Origin of the sequence: Pedobacter zeaxanthinifaciens, assembly GCF_003313335.1 — a bacterium.
Lineage (GTDB): Bacteria > Bacteroidota > Bacteroidia > Sphingobacteriales > Sphingobacteriaceae > Pedobacter > Pedobacter zeaxanthinifaciens.
This window is the reverse complement of the sequence record NZ_QMHP01000003.1, coordinates 144,531-165,334: the sequence shown is the minus strand read 5'-3', so window position 1 is coordinate 165,334 and position 20,804 is coordinate 144,531. Positions and strand designations below refer to the sequence as shown.

Below are 20,804 nucleotides of genomic sequence, written 5' to 3'. Positions count from 1 at the left end.
TAAAAATGAAAAATCTAACATTATCAATCATTGCTGTTATCATGGCATTTGTAACAGTATCATGCAATCAGGCATCCAACAAAAACGAGCAGTCTTCAAGTGATACTGCTGTGGTATCACAAGAACAGCCAGCTTCCCAACCAAAAGAGGATGATACGGTAGCTGCGCCCGTTGTGAGTGAAACTCCGAGCGGTCAGGAAGCAAAAGCAACAGGAAAAGAAGAAGCAAAAAACTTTTCTATTGCGCCCATAGTTACCGATTATCTGTCCTTAAAGAACGCCCTTGTTTCGGACGATGACAAAGCTGCCGCCAGTTCAGGGAAAAAGCTGTTAGCTACCCTGAATAAAGTGGACATGAAAGCCGTTCCTGCCGATAAGCACAAAAAGTACATGGACATAGCGGACGATGCTAAAGAACACGCAGAACATATCGGGGAAAATGTCGGCAACATCCACCACCAGCGGGAACATTTGGCCTCGCTTGGCGAAGATTTGAAAGACCTGATTGATTTGTTCGGTACATCGCAAACATTGTATCAGGACCATTGCCCGATGTTCAATGACGGTAAGGGTGCTGTTTGGTTCAGCGAAAACAAGGAAATCAAAAACCCTTACTACGGTTCTAAAATGCTGACCTGCGGTAAGGTGGAAAAAACAATTAACAGCAAATAAAATTCAGGGTTATGGAAAATATGCAAAACAGTCACCATGCGGGTCATTCCTCGGAGCATGGCACGCACAATACAAAACATGCTTCGGCCATGTACAAACGCTTTGCGGTGATGGCTGTAGCCATGTTCGCAGTGATGTATTTTATCATGTACGCCATGATTGACGGGTGGCAGAACCTGATACCCAATATCAACAATTTGTACATGACCCTGCTGATGACCTCGGCAATGCTGCTTATCGAATTAGCGATAATGAAAGTAATGTACCCCAACAGGAAGATGAATTGGGCGATAGCCATCATCTCGGTTGCTGTTGGCATCTTTTCATGGTTTGGTATCAGGGAACAAATCAATGTCGGGGACAAGCAGTTTGCAAAGGGTATGATACCCCATCACGCAGCAGCCATATTGATGTCCGAAAAGGCACACCTGACCGACCCGGAACTGATAGAGCTGCAAAAAAATATACTTAAAACCCAAGCGGAAGAAATTGAACTAATGAAGCGCAAGCTAAAAGAGTTTGAAGAAAGTAAATAATAAAATTTAAAAAAACAAGTTTGGACATGAACAAAATAATAATTGGCTTTATTTCCTTATTAACCCTGCTATTCACCGCTTGCGGTCAGGCGGGGTCAAATAAGGATGAAGCGGAACAGCAGCATTCGCAGGCAACTCCGGAAAGCAACGGACATACTACCCAAATAGGTGAATTGGTTCCATCGGATGAAGTCTGCATGGTCAACGATGCCTATATGGGCAAAAGGCAGTTTGACGTAAAATTTGATGGTAAAACCTATTACGGATGTTGCGAAATGTGTAAGGAACGTATTCCAAAAGATGCGACCGTGCGGATGGCGATAGACCCCTATTCCCATAAGCAGGTAGACAAAGCTAATGCGGTGATTGCTGTGACAGGAAATAACGGTGAAGTTTCTTATTTTGAAAACAAGGGGAATTATGCCAAGTATGTGAAAAAACAGTAGACACAAAAAGATGAAGCCACAATAAAATAATTATGACCATAAAGAAGAAAATCATATTGGGGCTGGCTGTCGTCCTGATTGCCATACAGTTCTTTCAGCCCTTACGGAACCAGGCGGTTGAAGTGCCAGCCACCCATATCGAAAGGGTGTACACCGTACCCCAAAATGTAAAGGCTATCCTTGTTCAGTCCTGTTATGACTGCCATAGCAACAATACCCATTATCCGTGGTACAGCCGTATCCAGCCCGGCGCATGGTACATGGCAGAGCATATAAAAAAGGGGAAAGAGGAACTCAACTTTAGCGAATTTGGCGACTATTCTGTCCGCAGGCAGCGAAACAAGTTCAGGGCTATGGCCGGGCAGGTTAAGGACGGGGAAATGCCGTTGTCATCATACACACTAATTCATCGCAATGCAGTATTGTCACCGGAGGATAAGCAGGTTTTGATAGCGTGGTTTAGCACAATGGAAGACAGCATTAAATAAAATTTTTCAAATCATGAACAGATATAATAAAATACCTATAAGAATTTTGCAAACAGTGCTGATACTGCTTTGCACGCAAACGCTGTTTGCACAGAGAGTGGTGCATTACGAGCTGTATGTAAAAGATACGCTTGTCAACTATGCAGGTAAGCAAAAAAGGGCAATTGCCGTAAACGGGCAAATCCCCATGCCCACCCTTACCTTTACCGAGGGCGACACTGCCGAAATAGTGGTGCACAACCAATTGAAAGAAAGCACATCACTTCACTGGCATGGTGTGTTCCTGCCCAATAAAGAAGACGGTGTGCCCTGGCTTACACAAAAACCCATCGCACCGGGCACAACCTACACCTACCGTTTTCCGATTATCCAGCATGGTACGCACTGGTACCATTCCCACTCAGGATTGCAGGAGCAGATTGGCATGTACGGAAGTTTTATCATGAAGAAAAGAAGCGATGATAAGACATTCAGAAAAGGAATTGACGATTTGCCGACCGTTCCAATTATATTAAGTGAGTGGACAAATCTTAACCCCGATAATATCAACCGTATGCTACACAATGCAAATGATTGGGCGGCCATTAAGAAAGGCGCAACACAATCATATGTTGAAGCTATTAAGGAGGGAAAATTAGGGGTAAAGGTAAAAAACGAGTGGAAGCGGATGCTGGCGATGGATGTCAGTGACGTTTACTATGATAAAATCCTAATAAATGGTAGCCATAGCACCGATTTGAAAACAATTGATGGTAAAAAGCTAAAAGCAGGCGACAAAGTCAGATTGCGTGTTTCCAATGGAGGGGCGTCTTCATATTTCTGGCTACGGTATGCTGGAGGAAAAATTACAGTAGTAGCGAATGATGGGAATGATGTTGAGCCTGTAGAGGTGGACAGGTTAATCATTGCCGTTTCTGAAACTTACGATATTGTAGTGACTATCCCTCAAGATGGTTTGGCTTACGAGTTCTTAGCAACAACCGAAGACAGGACACAATCTGCGAGTTACTTTATAGGTGATGGGGTCAAACAGCTTATTTCTCCACTCCCACGATTGAAGTATTTCGAGGGGATGAAGATGATGAACGATATGATGAAAATGAATGGCGATTTGGACGATATGGGCATGAAGATGAGCCTTAACCAAATGGACATGAATGTAGTGATGTATCCCGAAATTACCGGAGATGCAACAAAAAAAGCAGACCACAGTAAGCATGAGGGTATGGATATGGATAACGACGCTAACCGTTACAACGCTAATGCCTTGGGAGACATCAAAACATTAAATTATGCTATGTTGCAATCACCTTATAACACCTCTCTTCCAAATGATGCGCCTGTAAAAGAGTTGAAATTCACACTTACTGGCAACATGAACCGCTATGTATGGAGCATGGATAATAAAATACTTTCGGAAACTGACAAAATACCTGTAAAAAAAGGAGAAATTCTACGGATTACCATTTATAATAATTCAATGATGCGGCATCCAATGCATCTTCACGGATTTGATTTCAGGGTGATAAACGGAAAAGGCGAAAAATCGCCGCTTAAAAATGTGTTGGATATCATGCCTATGGAAACAGATACCATTGAGTTTTTAGCAAATGAGGAAGGTGATTGGTTCTTTCATTGCCATATATTATATCACATGATGGCGGGAATGAACAGGGTCTTTGAAGTTGGAGACTACAATAACCCCTATCTACCCGACAAGGCAAAAGCCTATAAAGAATTGCAAAGAGAAAGTAATATGCCTCATTTTATGGCACAAAACGATTTTGCAACCAATGGTAATGATGGAGAAGCTATGCTAATGAATGCACGCTACCAATTAGGAACAGAATGGCGTTTAGGCTATAATAGTATGCACGGTTATGAAGTAGAAACCCATTTAGGTAGATACATTGGAAAGATGCAATGGTTCATGCCCTTTGTAGGTTTTGATTACCGCTACCGTAAAATGGGAGAAGATGAACACGAAAAGAACATATTTGGACAAACCAACAAGAAAGACACCCGCAGGGCGTTCAGTTTAGGGTTTATGTATACGTTACCTATGCTGGTCAATTTTCAGGCAGAAGTATATCATGATGGAATTGTGAGATTGCAGTTAATGCGTGAAGATATACCAATTTCAAAAAGACTAAGAGGTGGTTTTATGGTGAATACCGACTTAGAGTATATGGGAGAACTTAGGTATATCATTAATAAGAATATAGGTATACGTACCCACTATGATAGCGATATGGGCTTTGGTGTGGGGCTGGCATTGACTTATTAAAATTAAATAACTAAGGGTTGTAAACTGCATAACCGTAAAAAAATATCGGTAAAAAAAAGGAGGTGATGCAGGTGTAATTCGCAAAGACTAACCTGCATCATACTACAACCCTTTAAAGTATGCAACAAAAATCTATCTATCGTTCCATCATCAATACGGTAGAGGTTGAATTTTTTTAAGCAGTAATTGCATCATAAGCTAATACGAACAGTGTTAGCTTTTCTGTATTAACCAATAATATATTACATCAAAATGAAGCGAATGGATAAATTTTACAATGAAACATATCTTAAATTGGAAACTGCAATCCAGGAACTGGAGATTGAAACCGACTGCCCCATAAAAAGAATTGAAGCCGTTATACACCATATCATACAAAGCCTTGCCGACTTAAAGGACTTTGTACTGAAAAATGACTTTAAGAATATGGAAGAAGAAATCCATTTTTTCAAGTATCAGAAACCTGTTATTGTTTCAAAGCTCATCTACTACAATGCCATCTATAAAATCGAAACAAGAAGACCCTACGGGAACAAGCGTACCAAGAAATATTTTACCAAAGAACTGAAAAAGCTAAAAAGGTTCTTTGAAAACAACCTTGATTTTTACAAGTATTACCGCAGCAATAATTCTTTCGTTGACGAAAAATTCTTTGTGCGTGGCAAGCACGATATAAGGCTGTGGTTAGACACATTTTATTTTGAAGCAGACCATCGTTTTTCTACTTCACACGATTATAAGGTTGCCAAGATTATTGCCAATGACCTGATACAAGTTTATTTGGAAGACAGGCTCAATAACATCAATGTGAAAAGGGGTTCGGACAATTCATTGAAATGGACGGCAAGTAAAACGGCACTGACGGAACTCATATATGCACTGTACTCCCACGGTGTATTTAACAATGGGAATACAGACATAAAATTGATAGCTAAAACTTTTGAAGAAGCCTTTAATATTGAGTTAGGCGATTTTTACCACACGTTTATGGAACTGAAAGCCCGTAAGATAAACCGAACCAAATTCCTTGACAGCCTCTGTGAAGCCCTAATAAAAAAAATGGACGAAAAGGACGAAAAGTAACGACTATTATAATACGCCACGAGGTGAATGAACGCCTTTTGTCCGTATAATGCTTTCCTGCACCTTTGGGGCTTCATTCTGCTTTTCTGCCTGCTCCGAAGCATCTTGTTTGGTTTCCGGCGTAATAGATAGCTGTATCTTTCTTTCTACGGCAGCCAGTTCCGTTTTAAGCTCACTCAATCGACTTTCCTTAGCCCAAGTACCGTTAACCACTTCCTGAAGTATCGGCAGGTCTTTTTGTATTTCAGCGATTTTCTCCTGCTCCTGCTTCACAAAGCCCGGCAGTTTTTCCAAAGCCCTTAAAAAATTCATTGCGGCGGTTTCGGGGTCTTTTGCCATCAGACCGTTATTGTAGGTGTACTTGATATTGCCCTCGCCAGTTATAAAAAATCTATTGACCCTTTCGAGTGTTGAATTATCCTTTGGAAGTTCTGTTTTAACCAATAATTGAAACCCGTAGAGGTTGCCTATTTCACGATAGTCGCCTGCCGTGCGGGCTTTGTTCGCAATCTCGTTCAGTTTTGCGCCTATTTGTTTCGGATTTGCATTGGGCGGCAAGCCATCTAACAGCACAGGGTTTTCGATTGTACCGTCCGAACGCTTTTGCAGGCGTTGCTGTAAGTTTTCCCAGTCGGTACTCATCCGGCTCAAACGGGATTGAGTGCTTTGCAACATTTCCATATAATCCTGTACCTTAAATTTGGCACTGGATTTAGAGCGGTTGAACGCCTGCTTTTCGCTTTCCAGTCCGGCAATCTGTTTTTCCAGTTTGGCTTTATCCAACAGGTCTGTATTTCCTGACAGGATTGCCACATATTCCGAAAAGTTCATTCCCGATTTTTCGTCCATACTTCCCTCGTCAATCGTTCTTTTGGTCAGGTTGTTAGTCTTTAACTGGTCGATGAAAAGCTGCTTATTATACAGCAGGTTGAATTTGTAACTGTCCAACGATTTTTCAACTGCATAGATAATCACAGCAACTTTATTATCGGCAAAGAATTTGGCAATCTCATTGCCTTTTCTGATTGCCCGCCCGTCCCTTTGGGCAAGGTCAGACGGTCGCCACGGTGTATCTAAATGATGAACGGCAACAGCTCTTTTCTGTGCGTTTACGCCAGTTCCGAGCATACTTGTAGAACCGAACAGTACACGGATTTTGCCCTCGTTCATTCCGTTGATAAGTTCCTTACGTTGCTTATCATTTTTCGCTTCCTGAATAAACCTTACTTCGTGCGCAGGTATGCCGTGGTCCTCCACGAGTTTGCGTTTTATTTCGGAGTACACGTTCCATTCGCCGGGCTTGTAGGTTCCCAAATCGGAGAAAACGAACTGCGTTCCTTTCTGTGCGTTGAACTGGTTGTAATACTTGGCGATATTTACCGCACAATGCGAAGCCTTGTTGTCGGGATGGTCGTCGTATATACCACTTACCATACGCATATCGAGCGACATCTTACGGGCATAGTCCGTCGCAATGAGCATCTTTGCTTTTTCTTCCCTTTGCGATAATGGTTCTCTTCCGAGCAAAGTAGCATCGCCCGTTTTGGCAAAAGCCATCAGGCTTTGGATAAAGGCTTCTTGGTCGGGCGTTGGCGGTATATTGTATAATACCTCGTTCTTGTTGGGTCGGTCAATACCAATATCCTTTGCCGTTCTGTAATCCGTGATTTCAGAATAGAACTGCGCAAGTTCCGGCACTTTGATAAAGTAGCGGAAACGCTCTTTTGCTACAATATTGTTAGCTACCGAAAATTCATAATCGGTCGTTTTCCTTGCATAGATAGCTGCCCACGCATCAAAAGAATGAATGCCCTGTTTTTCCAATGCACGGGGACGCAGATATTTGAACAGTAGGTACAGCTCCGTTAATGAATTGCTGATGGTCGTACCCGAAAGAAAGGTTGCGCCCATATCCGCATTGGTACGCTCCTGAATGGTGCGGATTGCAAAAAGCAGGTTCAGTGCCTTTTGGCTGCCGTCCACGTTACCCAATCCGGCAACCCGTGTATGACGGGTGTTGAACATCAGGTTTTTGAATTGGTGGCTTTCGTCCACAAACAAATGGTCTATGCCCATCATCTTAAAGTCCACAATATCATCTTTGCGGTTTTCAATATCGTGTTGCAGCGTTTTCAGCTTTACTTCAAGATTTTCTTTTCGTTTGATTACCCCGGCGAGCATTCCCCTTGTCACTTCCTTGCCTTGCGATTTCAGGGCATCGAGGTTGCGCTCTACGCTGTCTAATTCTATTTCGAGGATTTCCTTTTGTATTTCGGGCGATTGAGGTATCATTCCGAACTGGTCGTGCGTGAGTATCACACAATCCCAATCGTTGTTTTTAATATCCCCGAAAATCCGCAGGCGTTTTTTAGGCGTAAAATCATCAATACCTGGATAAAGGATTTTTGCGTGTGGATAGGCTTTTCGGTAGTCTTCAGCAATAGCAGGTATATTGGCTTTCAGTCCGATTATCATCGGTTTATGGGCTAATCCCAAACGCTTCATTTCCTGCGCTGCGGTACACATTATTAGCGTTTTTCCTGCGCCTACTTCGTGGTCGCAGATAGCACCGTTGTTCAGTTTTATCATCCAAACCGTGTCCTTTTGGCTTGAATACAGGTCTTCAATGCCTGCACCCTTGCGGTCTAATCCCGGAAATTCCTGATGGCTTCCGTCATAGTTCGGGCGAACGAAACAGTTAAAGGTGTCGTTGTACTGGTCGGTCAGCCTGTTTTTAAACTCATCGTTCTGTGCGTGTAGCCAGTCGGTAAAAGCGGTACGGATTTCATCAATCTTGGTGTTCGCCATTTGTATGGCTTCCATATCCCGTACTTTGACCTCTTGGTCGCCAACCATCACTTTTTTGGTTATATCAGGCGTAGTATTGACAAGGGCGTGTTTGAGCAGGGCAATACCGTCAAATGTTCGGCTTTCCGCTTTGACAGCATATTTTTCCCAAATGTGCATATTGCCCCGATGACATTTCACAGAAAAGTCGTCGGAGCTTTCGGAGTAATGAACCAGTACATCCGCATCGAACAGGTGCGAAGCGAAACGGGCATAAATTCCGGTAGGTATCCACCGTTCGCCGAGATTAAAATCCAACTCCTCAAATTCAATCCGTTTTGGTCGGGCTTCCTCTAAAGCGGTAAGGCTTTCTTTGGCTTCGGTATCATCAGGATTGTTTTCAAGATAGGCTCTTACGTCATCGGCTTTCTCAACTACGTTGCCTGCAATCCACCGTTCGGCTATTTCGTATTCCTGTTGTAGCGGATTGTAGAACAACCGCCCGTGTAAGGCTTCTTTCAGGGTATCGGCAGGCAGGCTGCTGATTTCGGACATAAAGTCCAAATCCACGTTGCCGTATTTATTCAGCGAGGCGGCTAATGCCTCTTCGGGATTATCGGTTGCTAACGTGGTCGTAGAGAAACTAACAGGACGGCTGAATATATCCGCTTTATGGATTATGCCGCCAATGATACGCTCCAGATAAGGAATTTCTTTACCTGCGCTGTCTGTCTTTATCAGCTTGGCATTGTCGGCAGCATTGAGATTACCGTATTTTTTGACAAAGCCATCGTACAGGAGGTTCAGGGTTTCCCGTTCTGCCTTGTGTTCGGTCTGCTTTTCAGCTTCTTTTTGGTACAGGTTGATATAACTGTCCCTTACAGCTATGTAGGCTTCGGCTCTTGCTTTCTGTGCCGACGGCAATTGCAATGGATGAAAGATAGCTTTTTTGTCTTCCTTATCCACCTCTTGCAAATAGCCGACCCAACCGTTATCCACCACAAGGCAATCATTCCGATGGAATGATTGCAGTTCGCCACTATACGGGGCAGGTTCAGGAATAGCATTAATATTGATAGCGGTAATGGCTGTCTTATCAGACTGGCCATTTCCGTTTATTTGTGAAAACAGGTCGCTGATAGCTTCCTGTTTTTTGCCGTTAACCTGGTCGGTTCCGTTAATATCACCATTGGATTTTAGCGGTGTATAGGGCTGCTGCCTTGCACTGCTGAACAGGTCGGGCTGACGACCTATTGTACCTCTTCTTTTTTTAGTGCTTTGCCTTTTGGCTTGGGTAGTTCTTTTAGGTGGAGCAAGAACCATTACAGGTTCTCCCGCACTTTCAAACAAGTCAAAAATGCTTAGTTGCTTTAATTCCTGCGGGCTTTCCTGACGGACTACCGAAGTAGGTACAGGTTGCGGCTTTTGCTGAATGATTACAGGGTCTATGACCGGAGGTGTAACTTTTGGTTCAATAGGAATTTGTATAACAGGCTCGTCGTTCTGTTCGCCTTTGTATAAACTCAAATTCAGATGCTTTCCAAAATCTTCGGAAAGCATTTGCTTCAAATCTTTGGCAATGCCCTCAACACCGTCTTTATGCGTATAGATTAAGGCAGGTTGCCCGTATGGGTCGGTATCTAATTTTTGGTCGGTATGGATAATTCTTGTACTGTCCTGAAAGAGCGCATTGCCAGGCGTATTGTATTCAGATGGCTTGCTTTGGCAAAACAGATCTTCCCTGTCGGTCAGATTTTCTTTTGCCGTATTTTTTTGCAGGATAATCAGGTCGCTGCCGACTTCCGTACCTGCATATTCGGTAAACAGGTTGTTAGGCAATCTTACAACCGAAACCAAATTATTATCCTGCATCAACGCCCTGCGTATGGGTTCGTTCTTAGGGCTGTTCAGAATGCCCTGTGAAGTGATGTAAGCCAACAAACCGCCCTCACGGAGCATATCAGCACCTTTCAGAAAAAAGTAATTGTGTATGCTTCGGGCAGCTTGTTCCTTTGCGCTGTTTCTACTGCGTGAATAAGAAAGGTCAAATACGGAAGTATCGCCAAAAGGGATATTACTGGCGATTACATCATAGGTGTTTTGTTCCCTTTCGGGGATTTCCTCAAAGCCGTTTATACGGATATTGCTTTCGGGGTAAAGCTGCTTTAAAATCTTGCCTGTAAGCAAGTCCTTTTCATAAGCGGTAACACTGGCTTTCTGATTTTCCGAAAAGGATTGGATGAATGAACCGATACCTGCGGAGGGTTCGAGGAATTTATCAATGTGCAGACCATTATCCCGCAAGGCAGATGAAATGGCATCTATAACTTTTGGTGGGGTATAAAAAGCCGTCAGTACGGAACTTTTCATACTATCCACATACTTGCGGTATTGCTTATCGTCTTCGGAATTTTCTTTGAGTAGTTGGTGGAGTTCCTGCGTGAGTGGAAAAAGGTCGTGTTCTGTTTTTCTCCAATGATTGATGTCTATTTCGTTTTCTACGGGGTTCAGAACGAATTTAAGACCGCCAAATCCGCTGTATCGCATCATTAGCAGTCTTTCGCCTACGGTGGCTTGCCGTTTCTCCTTTTCCAGTTTAAAAACAATTCGCAGGGCATCAATATTCTGTTGGAGATGGAACCGCTTACTGAAGCCCATTTTCCTCAATCCATATTGAGATGGTTCCGGTCAGTTCGGTATAGAGTACATCAAACTCATTTCCGTTGGCGAAATCATCGGTTAATTCATATCCTGCGAAAACAGGCTCACAAACGGGGAACATTTTAAGGGCGAACGGTCGCAGCTCCTCGTCTGCCATTATGGCATCAAACTCATTGCATACCACTTTGAAAACCGTGTTGAACTTGGAGAAGTGCAAGCCCTCAAAAAGTATGTAGTTGGCTATTTCGTCGCATTGCTCAACGGCGTTTCCCGAACGGAAAGCACCCTCATAAGCATTGGCAGCCCACGAAGACCGTTGGTCAATAAATTTTTGGTCGTGTGCCTTTTCGGGAAAGCTGCTGTTTAATAATTCTTGCAGTCGTAATCTGAAATACGACAGGTCTTTTTGCTGTACATCCATACTTATTTTGATTAGAATTTTACTTAAATCCTAAAATTATAAGCAGGAGCAAATGCCTTTGATAATGTTGCAGCGTTTGGCTTTGAAAGGCAGGATTTGGCGATTTACAATAGAAAATTGAACTGATTATTTATACAGAATTGGTGCTTGGCTATATGTTTTTTCACAAACTACTTTTGTGGTTTAAATATTTATCGTAATATTGCGATATATTATTACAAATAAGATGGGCGTAACAAAAACAGAAATATTTACAGAACAGCAAAACAGCTTGGCAACCACTTTAAAGGCACTGGCTCATCCTGCCCGTATAGCTATCCTGCAATACATCATCAAGCAGAATGCTTGCATTTGTAATGACTTAGTGGAAGAATTAGGATTGGCGCAGGCTACGATTTCACAACATTTAAAAGAGCTTAAAAACATTGGTATCATCAAAGGCAATATAGAAGGGACAAGTGTGTGCTACTGTATTGATGAAAATGTTTGGCAGCAGATTAAAAAGGAACTCAATGCTTTCTTTATAGATAATGTAGAGGTTGATAAATGCTGTTAAGCATTTTTTTTAAGCACATTAATCGCAATAAAGCAATATAACAATTAAATAAAAAAATAATGAAACTATCAAACATCAAAGAAATCTTACCAGCATTGGATAATGTTGAATTTCAATTAGAGAACGGAACATTTGTACCCGAACACTTTCACGTTACCGAGATAGGTGTTATTACAAAACACTTCATTGATTGTGGCGGAACAATTAGAAACGAAAAAGTTGTCAATTTCCAATTATGGAATGCCAACGATTTTGAACACCGATTAAAGCCAACAAAGCTATTAAACATCATTAAGCTATCCGAAGAAAAGTTGGGTATTGAAGATGCCGAAATAGAAGTAGAATACCAAAGCGAAACGGTTGGTAAATACGATTTGAATTTTAACGGAAACCATTTTGTACTGAAAAACAAGCAAACCGCTTGCCTGGCAAGTGATGCTTGCGGTATTCCTGCCGAAAAGCAAAAGGTAAAATTATCAGAGCTGAATAATGCTTGCTGTACACCAAATTCGGGATGTTGCTAAACACTAAAAACAAAATGCGATGTATCAAAAACTAATCGAAATCATTAACAACAAAATTGATGTACAAAGCATCAGCGAAGAACGTAAAGCCGTATTACAACCGCTGATTGATTTTATACAGCAAAAAGTAAACGACAGGCAGGATATAAATATCAATTTCATCTGTACCCACAATTCCCGAAGAAGCCATTTATCACAGGTTTGGGCACAGGTAGCGTCAGCACATTTTAATATACCAAATGTACATTGTTATTCGGGCGGTACGGAAGAAACGTCACTATTTCCGAAAGTTGCAGAAACATTGACTAATCAGGGGTTTAACATTTTCAAAATCGCAGATACTAATAACCCTGTATATGCCATAAAATACAGCGATAATGCTTTGCCTGTTATCGGCTTTTCAAAAAAGTACGATAGTCCTTTCAACCCAGTATCAGCATTTACAGCCATTATGACCTGTTCACAGGCAGACGGTGGATGTCCATTTATTGCAGGTGCAGAAAAAAGGATACCTATCACATTTGAAGACCCTAAAATTTCAGACAATACACCGGAGCAATCACAGGTATATGCAGAAAGAAGTTTACAGATAGCAACGGAAATGTTTTATGTTTTTTCAAAAGTCAGTCAATAACCAATGCAACCAAAACTAAAATTTCTTGACCGTTACCTTACCTTATGGATATTCCTTGCAATGGCAGCAGGTATAGGTTTAGGGTATTTCTTTCCGGGAATATCAAAAATTACAAATGCTTTATCCGTAGGCACTACAAACGTTCCTTTGGCAATAGGTCTGATACTGATGATGTACCCGCCATTGGCAAAAGTGGATTATTCATTATTGCCCCAAGCATTTAAGGATAAAAAAGTAATCGGCATATCCTTATTGCTCAATTGGGTTATCGGTACAATATTGATGTTCGGATTAGCCGTTTTGTTTTTACGTAATGAACCCGATTATATGACAGGCTTGATATTGATAGGTTTGGCAAGATGTATCGCAATGGTAATCGTATGGAGCGATTTAGCTAAAGCAAACAGAGAATACACAGCTATGTTAGTTGCATTAAACAGCATCTTTCAGATAATTTCTTATAGCTTCTTAGTTTGGTTATTCATTAATGTATTACCAAGCAAATTAGGAGTAGCCAATTTCAATGTAAGCGTATCAATGAAAGACGTAACCGAAAGCGTATTAATATACTTAGGCATTCCTTTCTTAGCAGGTTTTATAAGCCGTTACGCATTGGTAAAGTCAAAAGGAATAGAATGGTATAACAGGAAATTTGTACCTCGAATATCGCCCATTACATTATATGCTTTACTGTTTACAATCGTATTAATGTTCAGTCTGAAAGGCGATAAAATATTAGAACTGCCAATGGATGTAGTAAAAGTAGCCATACCGTTAATCATCTATTTTGTACTAATGTTTTTTGTCAGCTTCTTTATCAATAAATCTTTAAACGTTCCTTACGACAAAAACGCATCCATCGCATTTACAGCCACAGGAAACAATTTTGAATTGGCAATAGCCGTAGCAATAGCGGTTTTCGGTATTCATTCTCCACAGGCATTTGTGGGCGTTATAGGACCGTTGGTAGAAGTACCTGTACTGATACTGTTGGTAAAAGCAAGTTTATGGCTAAAGAAGAAATATTACTAAAGGTTATTTAAGAACGTATTAGAGCATTTTGAAGCATAAAAAAACTAAAAATGAACCTCCGATAATTCGGAGGTTCATTTTTTACGGCTTGTTCAATATTTGAAGCATCCTGCCGACTTCAATATCCATTCTTGAAAAAGCAAACCATTTTTTGCCCAGGTCTTTGAGCGATGCCCCTATATGGTAGAGTTCTGTATGGTCAATAATCAAAAAACGGTCGTGGGCGTCGGAAAACACTTCAATTTCTATCGGAGGATATTGGCTATTGTAGCGTTGTAAGTCTAACCGTAACTGATTGCTGATACTTTTGGTAAGGATTGTAGCGGTTACATTAGTCTTACGCTTACCCAACAAGGTAAGCACCGTATCATCCACATAATTATCAAGCAGGATAACAGAGCTTTTGGCACTACGGATAATATCGGAAACAAAGGCGTAGGCATCAAAAATCTGCCCGTTGTAGAAAATGCCTTTTTCGCTGTGCAGCTTGTCGCTTTCCAAAGCCTTAAAAATCTCTTCAAATTTTTGGTCGGCTTCCAGTTGCTTTAACTCGATATTGTCCAAACGATGAAACAAAGAAGCGTTGCTGATGAGCATACGCCGCATTTCTACAAAGGCTTCCATTATTTCCACACTCATTTTAACGGCTATATCAGAACGAAGTATGGCAGATCCCATTGCAACGCCTTGTTCCGTAAAAGCATAGGGCAAATAACGTCTGCCGCCGTAATTTAAACTTGAGGTTCCAATTTGGAACCTCAAGTTTTCAACTTCCTCTTCGGTCAGTTGAAAGCAGAATGATACAGGAAAACGCTTAATATTTCTTTTAACAGCTTTGTTCAGGTTCTTTGTTTCTACCTGATATAAGGCAGCGAGGTCGCTATCCAACATTACCTGTTTGCCCCGGATAGTATAAATCAGGTTCCTGATTTCTTTGGGTACGATTGACGGTTTATTTTCCATTGCGTTTACTGCTTTTGTTTTTTTCAAACTCAAAGGAACTTTCAGCGTTTTCTTTCAGAATGATGTAAGCATCGAATTTCTTTCCGGCTTTGCTTGTCATTCCTTTGATAAGAGAGGTTTTGCCTTTATTGACAAGGTTTGTTACATTTTCGATACTGATTTGTACACCGCAGACGGTGCGGAACTGTACCCAGTTACAAGCCTCATCAGGGCATTTCACAATCTTGTCACGGATAATAAGCTGCTGACTTTTGCATTTCGGGCAGGTTAGTTTGGGTTGGTTGGTGCTTGCAATAGAGGTTTGTAGCAATTCATCGGTAATAGATTTGGCATAGGTTTCCATTTCCTTTTGGAATGTTCCGGCATCCGCTTCGTTATTTTCTATTTTCTGTAACGCCAATTCCCATTCGGCAGTCATTGCCACGTCTGCAATTTTCCGGTCTTTTACAAGCCCGTACACCTGCAATCCTTTTTCCGTAGGGATTAAAGAACGTTTATCCCGTTGGATATAATTACGGGTAAACAGGGTTTCGATAATGGCGGCTCTTGTTGCAGGAGTACCGATGCCGATATTTTTGAGGGCTTTGCGTTCTTCTTCGTTCTCAATTTCTTTCCCTGCGGTTTCCATAGCCGACAAAAGCCCGGCTTCGGTGTAAAGCACTGGTGGTTTGGTCTGCTTTTCCAAAACTGCGGCTTCCTTTATGGCAAGTTCGTCGCCTTTATGCAGTTCAGGTAATTCCTGCACTGGCTCTTCGCCGTCATCGGTAAAACTTCCTTTTATGGAACGCCAACCCGCTTCCTGAATTTTACAGCCTTTTGCCGTAAAGTCGTAATGCAATACCTGTAATGATACATCGGTTATTTCTTTGACACAGGCTTGCGATATGGCTTCAAGCAAGCGAAGCGCAATCATATTGTAAATCTTGTTTTCGTCTGCATTAAGTACGGACGGCACTTTGTCCGTAATCAACAAACCGTGATGGTCCGTTACACGGAGGTCATTCACGATACGTTTGTTGAACCGTCCCCATTTGATTTTGGTAAGGGCTTGCTTGCAATCCTCACGATTTTGCAATGCCCGCACGAGGTTTGGAATTTCTGCCCACATATCTTCAGGGATGTATTTGCTCCCGGTACGTGGGTACGTGATAAACTTCTTTTCGTACAGGCTTTGCGCAATATTGAGCGTTGCTTCAGCAGATAATTTCAGCCTTTTGTTGGCTTCCTTTTGTAAGCCTGTCAGGTCGAAAAGCAAGGGCGGTTGTTCTGTAACGCTTTTGGTTTCTACTGATGTAAAGGTTGCCGTTGCGCCACGCTGAATAGCTTTAAGGGTATCATCAGCAAGTTGCTTTTCGTCCCATTTGGTTGCGGAAATACTTTTGAAATCAACCTGGGCTTTGTTGTGCGTTAATTGTATCTGCCAGTATTTCTTTACCGTGAAATTCTTATTGTCGAGGTAACGTTTGCATATCAAAGCCAGTGTGGGCGTTTGCACTCTTCCAAGCGAATAGATACCATTGCCTGCGGCAATGCTCAATGCCTGTGTAGCATTGATGCCTACAAGCCAGTCGGCACGGCTTCTGCCTTGCGCTGCCTGATACAGTCCGTCAAATGCTGCCCCGTCTTTTAGGTTGTTGAAGCCTTGCTTTATTGCCTTTTCGGTAAGCGAACTTATCCAAAGGCGTTCAAAAGGTTTGTTGCATTTCAGGTATTCATAAATGTACCTGAAAATGAGTTCGCCCTCACGACCTGCATCGGTAGCAACGATGATGCTGTTGCTTTGCTTAAAAAGCTGCTCAATGACTTTCAGTTGCTTTAATGCGCCAGTATCGGCGGTGTACCCTTTGTCTTTTTTGACCTTGCGGACGGTCAATAAAAACGGGTTGGGCAATATCGGCAGGGATGCTTTATCAAATCCCGAAATGCCGTAATCTTCGGGCATTCCCAGTCCTATTAAATGACCGAATGCCCACGTAACAAAATAGCCGTTACCTGTCAGGTAGCCATCCTTTTTATCGGATGCTCCCACAAGTCCGGCTATTTCCCTTGCTACGCTTGGTTTTTCTGCAATGATTGTTTTCATACTGTATTACATTTTTCTGCCTTTGGATTTTTCAGGCTTGTTATCCTGTTGCTCCTGCTGCTTCTCGTTTTTCGGTCTTTGCTGCCCGGACTTCAAAGGCTCTTGGACGTTCTTGGTCGCTTCGTTGGTTTTACCCTCCGAATTGACGGCAGTTTGTGTTTTATGAGTTTCGGCAGGTTCTACCCGTGCTTTGTACTGACCGGGAAACTCAAAATTGGTCTTTCCGGTATCTTTGTCGAACGTGATATAACCCTTATACGGTTGGTCTTTTTTGTCTTTCAGTTCAACGTATATGGTTTGTCCGGCTTTGAACTTGTTGTACTGCTCATCATCCAGTTCTTTGCCCCTGAAAGTTCTTGGAGCTTCTTGCGGTTGGCTTTGCTGATTGCTTTGTTGGGTATTCTGTTGGTTCGTTTGCGCCTGCTGATTGTTGTTGCTTCTGTCAAACAGGAACTCAACATACCGTTTGTCCGCATTGAATTGTACAGTTGCCGAAAACTCCGTTCCTTTCGAGGAAATCATACCCTCTAAATAGAGCGGTTTGCCCTCCATCAGCGTTTGTTTTTGTTCGTCATTCAGCTTTACGCCCTTAATTTCATCGGGAATTTTTATAAACTCCGTGCGCAGTGCAACCACGTCATTGGTCAGCCTGTCAATACTTATAATGGACGGCATCAGGTCGCCTGTTTTGGAGTTTACCAAATTGACGACACGCCCCATATTACCCGTTTCGAGCAGGTTTTTCTTGTCTTCGTCCGTAAACTTGTGACCGAAAAATTCAAAGTGGAGGTTAGGTTCTCTTTTGATACCGTGTATTGCCACGATAACATTGCCGTCTTCCGCTTGCTGTAAAGACAGGCGGGCATCCGTGCGGAGGATAGAGCCCCCGAGGTTGATACCTATCGGTAAAAGCTCATTGGTTTTATAACCTCGTAACAAAGGGTCGAGCAGGTTCCTTTTTTCAAGATACTCTTTGCTCAATCCGAGGTTTTTCATTGTGTCCCAATCAATCTGCTCCGGCTTGTAGCGATATTCGCTTGTTTCCGTTGTTGTTTGTGCTGTTGCCATATTATTTTGATTTTCTTGTTTTTTATCGGGTTGGGGTTCTGCTTTCACTTCGTGTTCTTTCAGCACTTTTTCGCCCTGTGGAGTGGGCTTATCTACGTGCTTTTGTAATTCCTCTGCTTTTTCAGCAGCAACCGAGGCAGGCACTTTGAAGAAAGTAAAGTTTGTAGGGTTCTTTAACTGGCTGAAAAAATTGGAAAAGAAGTTGGAAAAGAAATCACCGCTTTTATCCACACGCATAAACTGGTTTTGATTTTTCTTCGTGGGGTCAACGGTTTCCATTTTCCCGTTTTCGTCTATACTCTTTACTGCCTGGATTTTCATTTTCTCTTTATCCAGTACGAGTAAGATGTCCGAAAGCTGTTCGGGCATTTCCTGTTTATTAGTTGTTTCTTCGCTCATAATCTGAAAATTTCACAATTTCACGATCGAATGTAAAGGAAGCCTTCACTGATTTGCTTTATGTGGCACTCAAAGGCAGCGTTTGTCACTTATTGGCATCCAGTTTAGGTAACGGAGGGTTAAAACTTTCCCTGATGAACTGATGCACATCGGATAGCTTGTAATACAGTTTTCCGCTAATGGTATAATAAGGGAGCTTACCTATGGAGCGATACCGTTGCAGGGAACGGTTACTGATTTTCAGCATTTGCAATAAATCCTGATTATCCAGTAACTCTTCGCCGTCTATGCTGTTGCGCTTCTTTTGTAAATCGTCTATGTGGTTGCCAAGAATGTCCAGCCTGTCCATTATGCGTTCCATCCACGCCACAAATTCCATTTTGTCGATATTCATACGGGTACGCTTTTAATGATTACCTGATTTCAGCTTTCTGCCTTTCTCGATATAGCTTTTGCCTTTCGCCATAAGCTGCTCCACATATTCATCGGTCGTCTGCACGGCGTTAGCGTTGAGCATTTCCTTGATAGCACCAATCGTATAGTAATACTGCCCGTACATTTTTGAAAAAGCTATCTGCCCGTTGGTGCGCATACGCCACAACGTTTTTTCGCTGATGTGGAGATACTGGCAGACTTCGTGATTGTTGAGCCATAAGCTATCGTAGCTTGTATCTTCCAGTTTGAGGATATATTCGCTAATGGCTTTCAACCGTTCGTTGAGGTGCTTCCACACTTCTTCGTCAACTGTTATAATGTTCATTGCACTATTGTTTAATATTCACAGTACAAAATTCAGAAGTGTGGCAGTGTTTGTCTGCCAATGCGTACCCATTGGTTTGGCACTTTTTTTCAAATTTTTTGCAATGAGAAAAACCCTTGTTTAATAAGGGTTTTAGCGTGTTTCGGTTATTTTGTAGTAGCCTTTTGCCCATATATGCCAATTGGCATATATGGGCAAAGAAAAAGCAGTACATTTTGTGTACTGCTTTCAAACACCCGTGCTGATGTTGCTAAAGGTCTTTATCCATATACTCTTCGAGGGAAATTTTGAGCTGGTCTAAAAACACCGTTCGGGAGCCTGCCCTTGTTTTCATTCGGTGGAAAGAATGATGTATATCGTTCAAGGGCGTTCGGAAGAGGATTTGGAAAATCAATGCTAATTTCCTGATGCCTATTTTCCCGTATGCAATAGATTTGGAAACATACAGGGCGTAAATCAATTCTATCAGTGCATTTTGCGAGTTCGTCCACGAAATGTCTTTGTTTCCATCACCGTTTATTGAAATGGTATCGGGATTTTTTTCAGGGTTTATTTTGGTAAGCAAGAAAGTATAAAGTAATTCATTGGCTATAATATGGGCAACTTTGTTATCGTAATAAGTAGAAAAGCTAAGGTCAATTTCAAATACACTACTTTTTAGACCATCGTGGTAATTGATTTTTCCGAGCCTGAAATAACTGTGGTCACGGTCAGTTCTGCCTGCACGATAGTACCTGTAAAAATCCTCATTGGATATGCTTTCCTTGTATTCGGATTTCAGAATTTTCAGTTGGTTTTCAAAATAACTTTGGTGTATTCTCCCTGCACTTACGGGGCAGGTAGTTTCAATGCGGAATACCTTATTGTAATAAATAAGTTTTCCTAAAATCTGCGGTTTGATATTCTTGAAAAAATTGATTTCCTGCCGTTCGTCCTTAAATCCGGTCTGCAAGACTTTCATCTTTATAGTAAACAGCATTTCCTTTAAGAATAAGGTCATTTGGTAAGCCTCATCCGCAGTTTGCATCATTTGAGAAGATAGCATATCTTCCTGACGCTGAATTTCCGATAATATTTTGTTCAACACGATTTCCATAGCTTAGATTTTTAGAGATTAACACCATACGTTTCGGATTTACATTTTTGTTTATTTGTCAAAACTTGGAAATAATATCGGAACCAATATCACAGGTTGCCCCCATATTGGGGAAGATTTATTTTATAACGCCTTATGATGTATATTGGAAAAAGCAGAAAAAAGGGTTAAGTACGCTACGACTTAACCCTTTTTTTTATTAAATTTGCGGTAATGATTTACAAGGTAATCAGATGAAAGCGAGTGCAGTAAGCACCATTACTAAATCGTTACCGATAGCACTTTCGGTTCTTGTAAACTACTCTTTAT

Annotated in this window: 18 protein-coding genes; 10 read left to right on the top strand and 8 right to left on the bottom strand. The window is 41.7% G+C overall.

Annotation, left to right across the window (positions count from 1 at the left end):
* Positions 1 to 5 precede the first annotated feature (5 nt).
* The 6 genes from DUT68_RS05620 (at position 6) to DUT68_RS05595 (ending at position 5,511) form a co-directional block, all read left to right on the top strand.
* Positions 6 to 671: a DUF3347 domain-containing protein gene (locus tag DUT68_RS05620; RefSeq protein ID WP_113636562.1), complete on the top strand. Its 666-nt coding sequence runs from the start codon at positions 6 to 8 to the stop codon at positions 669 to 671.
* Between the two features lie 11 nt (positions 672 to 682).
* Positions 683 to 1,207 carry a DUF305 domain-containing protein gene (locus DUT68_RS05615; RefSeq protein ID WP_002993268.1) on the top strand — a complete coding sequence of 175 codons (525 nt, stop codon included), beginning with the start codon at positions 683 to 685 and terminating at the stop codon, positions 1,205 to 1,207.
* Positions 1,208 to 1,233: 26 nt separating this feature from the next.
* Complete coding sequence (locus DUT68_RS05610) at positions 1,234 to 1,653, top strand: hypothetical protein (protein ID WP_113636560.1); 420 nt, start codon at positions 1,234 to 1,236, stop codon at positions 1,651 to 1,653.
* A gap of 32 nt (positions 1,654 to 1,685) precedes the next feature.
* Complete coding sequence (locus tag DUT68_RS05605; protein ID WP_072885944.1) at positions 1,686 to 2,141, top strand: heme-binding domain-containing protein; 456 nt, start codon at positions 1,686 to 1,688, stop codon at positions 2,139 to 2,141.
* Between the two features lie 13 nt (positions 2,142 to 2,154).
* On the top strand, positions 2,155 to 4,428 hold the full coding sequence (locus DUT68_RS05600; RefSeq protein ID WP_028069432.1) for a multicopper oxidase family protein: 2,274 nt from the start codon (positions 2,155 to 2,157) through the stop codon (positions 4,426 to 4,428).
* Between the two features lie 261 nt (positions 4,429 to 4,689).
* A complete protein-coding gene (locus tag DUT68_RS05595; RefSeq protein WP_091098934.1) occupies positions 4,690 to 5,511 on the top strand; it encodes an RteC domain-containing protein in 822 nt (273 codons plus the stop codon).
* A gap of 6 nt (positions 5,512 to 5,517) precedes the next feature.
* On the opposite strand, the gene DUT68_RS05590 is transcribed toward DUT68_RS05595, so the two are convergent.
* On the bottom strand, positions 5,518 to 10,956 hold the full coding sequence (locus DUT68_RS05590) for an N-6 DNA methylase (RefSeq protein WP_113636558.1): 5,439 nt from the start codon (positions 10,954 to 10,956) through the stop codon (positions 5,518 to 5,520).
* Complete coding sequence (locus DUT68_RS05585; RefSeq protein ID WP_091098871.1) at positions 10,943 to 11,380, bottom strand: DUF1896 domain-containing protein; 438 nt, start codon at positions 11,378 to 11,380, stop codon at positions 10,943 to 10,945. Before DUT68_RS05585 ends, DUT68_RS05590 begins: the two co-directional genes overlap by 14 nt.
* A gap of 226 nt (positions 11,381 to 11,606) precedes the next feature.
* On the opposite strand from DUT68_RS05585, the gene DUT68_RS05580 reads away from it, so the two are divergent.
* The 4 genes from DUT68_RS05580 to arsB are packed head-to-tail and all read left to right on the top strand — an operon-like array spanning position 11,607 to position 14,126.
* Positions 11,607 to 11,936 carry an ArsR/SmtB family transcription factor gene (locus tag DUT68_RS05580; protein ID WP_047094742.1) on the top strand — a complete coding sequence of 110 codons (330 nt, stop codon included), beginning with the start codon at positions 11,607 to 11,609 and terminating at the stop codon, positions 11,934 to 11,936.
* Between the two features lie 59 nt (positions 11,937 to 11,995).
* A complete protein-coding gene (locus tag DUT68_RS05575; RefSeq protein WP_003002385.1) occupies positions 11,996 to 12,460 on the top strand; it encodes a DUF6428 family protein in 465 nt (154 codons plus the stop codon).
* 19 nt (positions 12,461 to 12,479) lie between these two features.
* Entirely contained in the window at positions 12,480 to 13,094 is a 615-nt protein-coding gene (locus tag DUT68_RS05570) for a low molecular weight phosphatase family protein (RefSeq protein ID WP_072885949.1), read from the top strand.
* Between the two features lie 3 nt (positions 13,095 to 13,097).
* Positions 13,098 to 14,126, top strand: a complete 1,029-nt coding sequence (arsB, locus tag DUT68_RS05565; RefSeq protein ID WP_091098876.1) for an ACR3 family arsenite efflux transporter — start codon at positions 13,098 to 13,100, stop codon at positions 14,124 to 14,126.
* Positions 14,127 to 14,207: 81 nt separating this feature from the next.
* Here the strand turns inward: arsB and DUT68_RS05560 are convergent, their stop codons facing one another.
* From DUT68_RS05560 to DUT68_RS05535, 6 genes are all read right to left on the bottom strand, one after another.
* The gene (locus DUT68_RS05560) at positions 14,208 to 15,089 is read right to left on the bottom strand and encodes an ORF6N domain-containing protein (RefSeq protein WP_113637038.1); all 882 of its coding nucleotides are present in this window, start codon (positions 15,087 to 15,089) and stop codon (positions 14,208 to 14,210) included.
* Complete coding sequence (locus DUT68_RS05555) at positions 15,079 to 17,172, bottom strand: type IA DNA topoisomerase (protein ID WP_013632654.1); 2,094 nt, start codon at positions 17,170 to 17,172, stop codon at positions 15,079 to 15,081. Before DUT68_RS05555 ends, DUT68_RS05560 begins: the two co-directional genes overlap by 11 nt.
* A 6-nt stretch (positions 17,173 to 17,178) precedes the next feature.
* Positions 17,179 to 18,639 (bottom strand): DUF3945 domain-containing protein, encoded by a 1,461-nt coding sequence (locus DUT68_RS05550; RefSeq protein ID WP_013632655.1) that lies wholly within the window; start codon positions 18,637 to 18,639, stop codon positions 17,179 to 17,181.
* An 85-nt stretch (positions 18,640 to 18,724) separates the two neighbouring features.
* Positions 18,725 to 19,033, bottom strand: coding sequence for a helix-turn-helix domain-containing protein (locus DUT68_RS05545; RefSeq protein WP_002978404.1), 309 nt, complete (start codon positions 19,031 to 19,033; stop codon positions 18,725 to 18,727).
* A 12-nt stretch (positions 19,034 to 19,045) separates the two neighbouring features.
* The gene (locus DUT68_RS05540; RefSeq protein ID WP_013632656.1) at positions 19,046 to 19,399 is read right to left on the bottom strand and encodes a helix-turn-helix domain-containing protein; all 354 of its coding nucleotides are present in this window, start codon (positions 19,397 to 19,399) and stop codon (positions 19,046 to 19,048) included.
* Between the two features lie 250 nt (positions 19,400 to 19,649).
* Positions 19,650 to 20,495 (bottom strand): RteC domain-containing protein, encoded by an 846-nt coding sequence (locus DUT68_RS05535; protein ID WP_034735056.1) that lies wholly within the window; start codon positions 20,493 to 20,495, stop codon positions 19,650 to 19,652.
* Between the last annotated feature and the right edge of the window lie 309 nt (positions 20,496 to 20,804).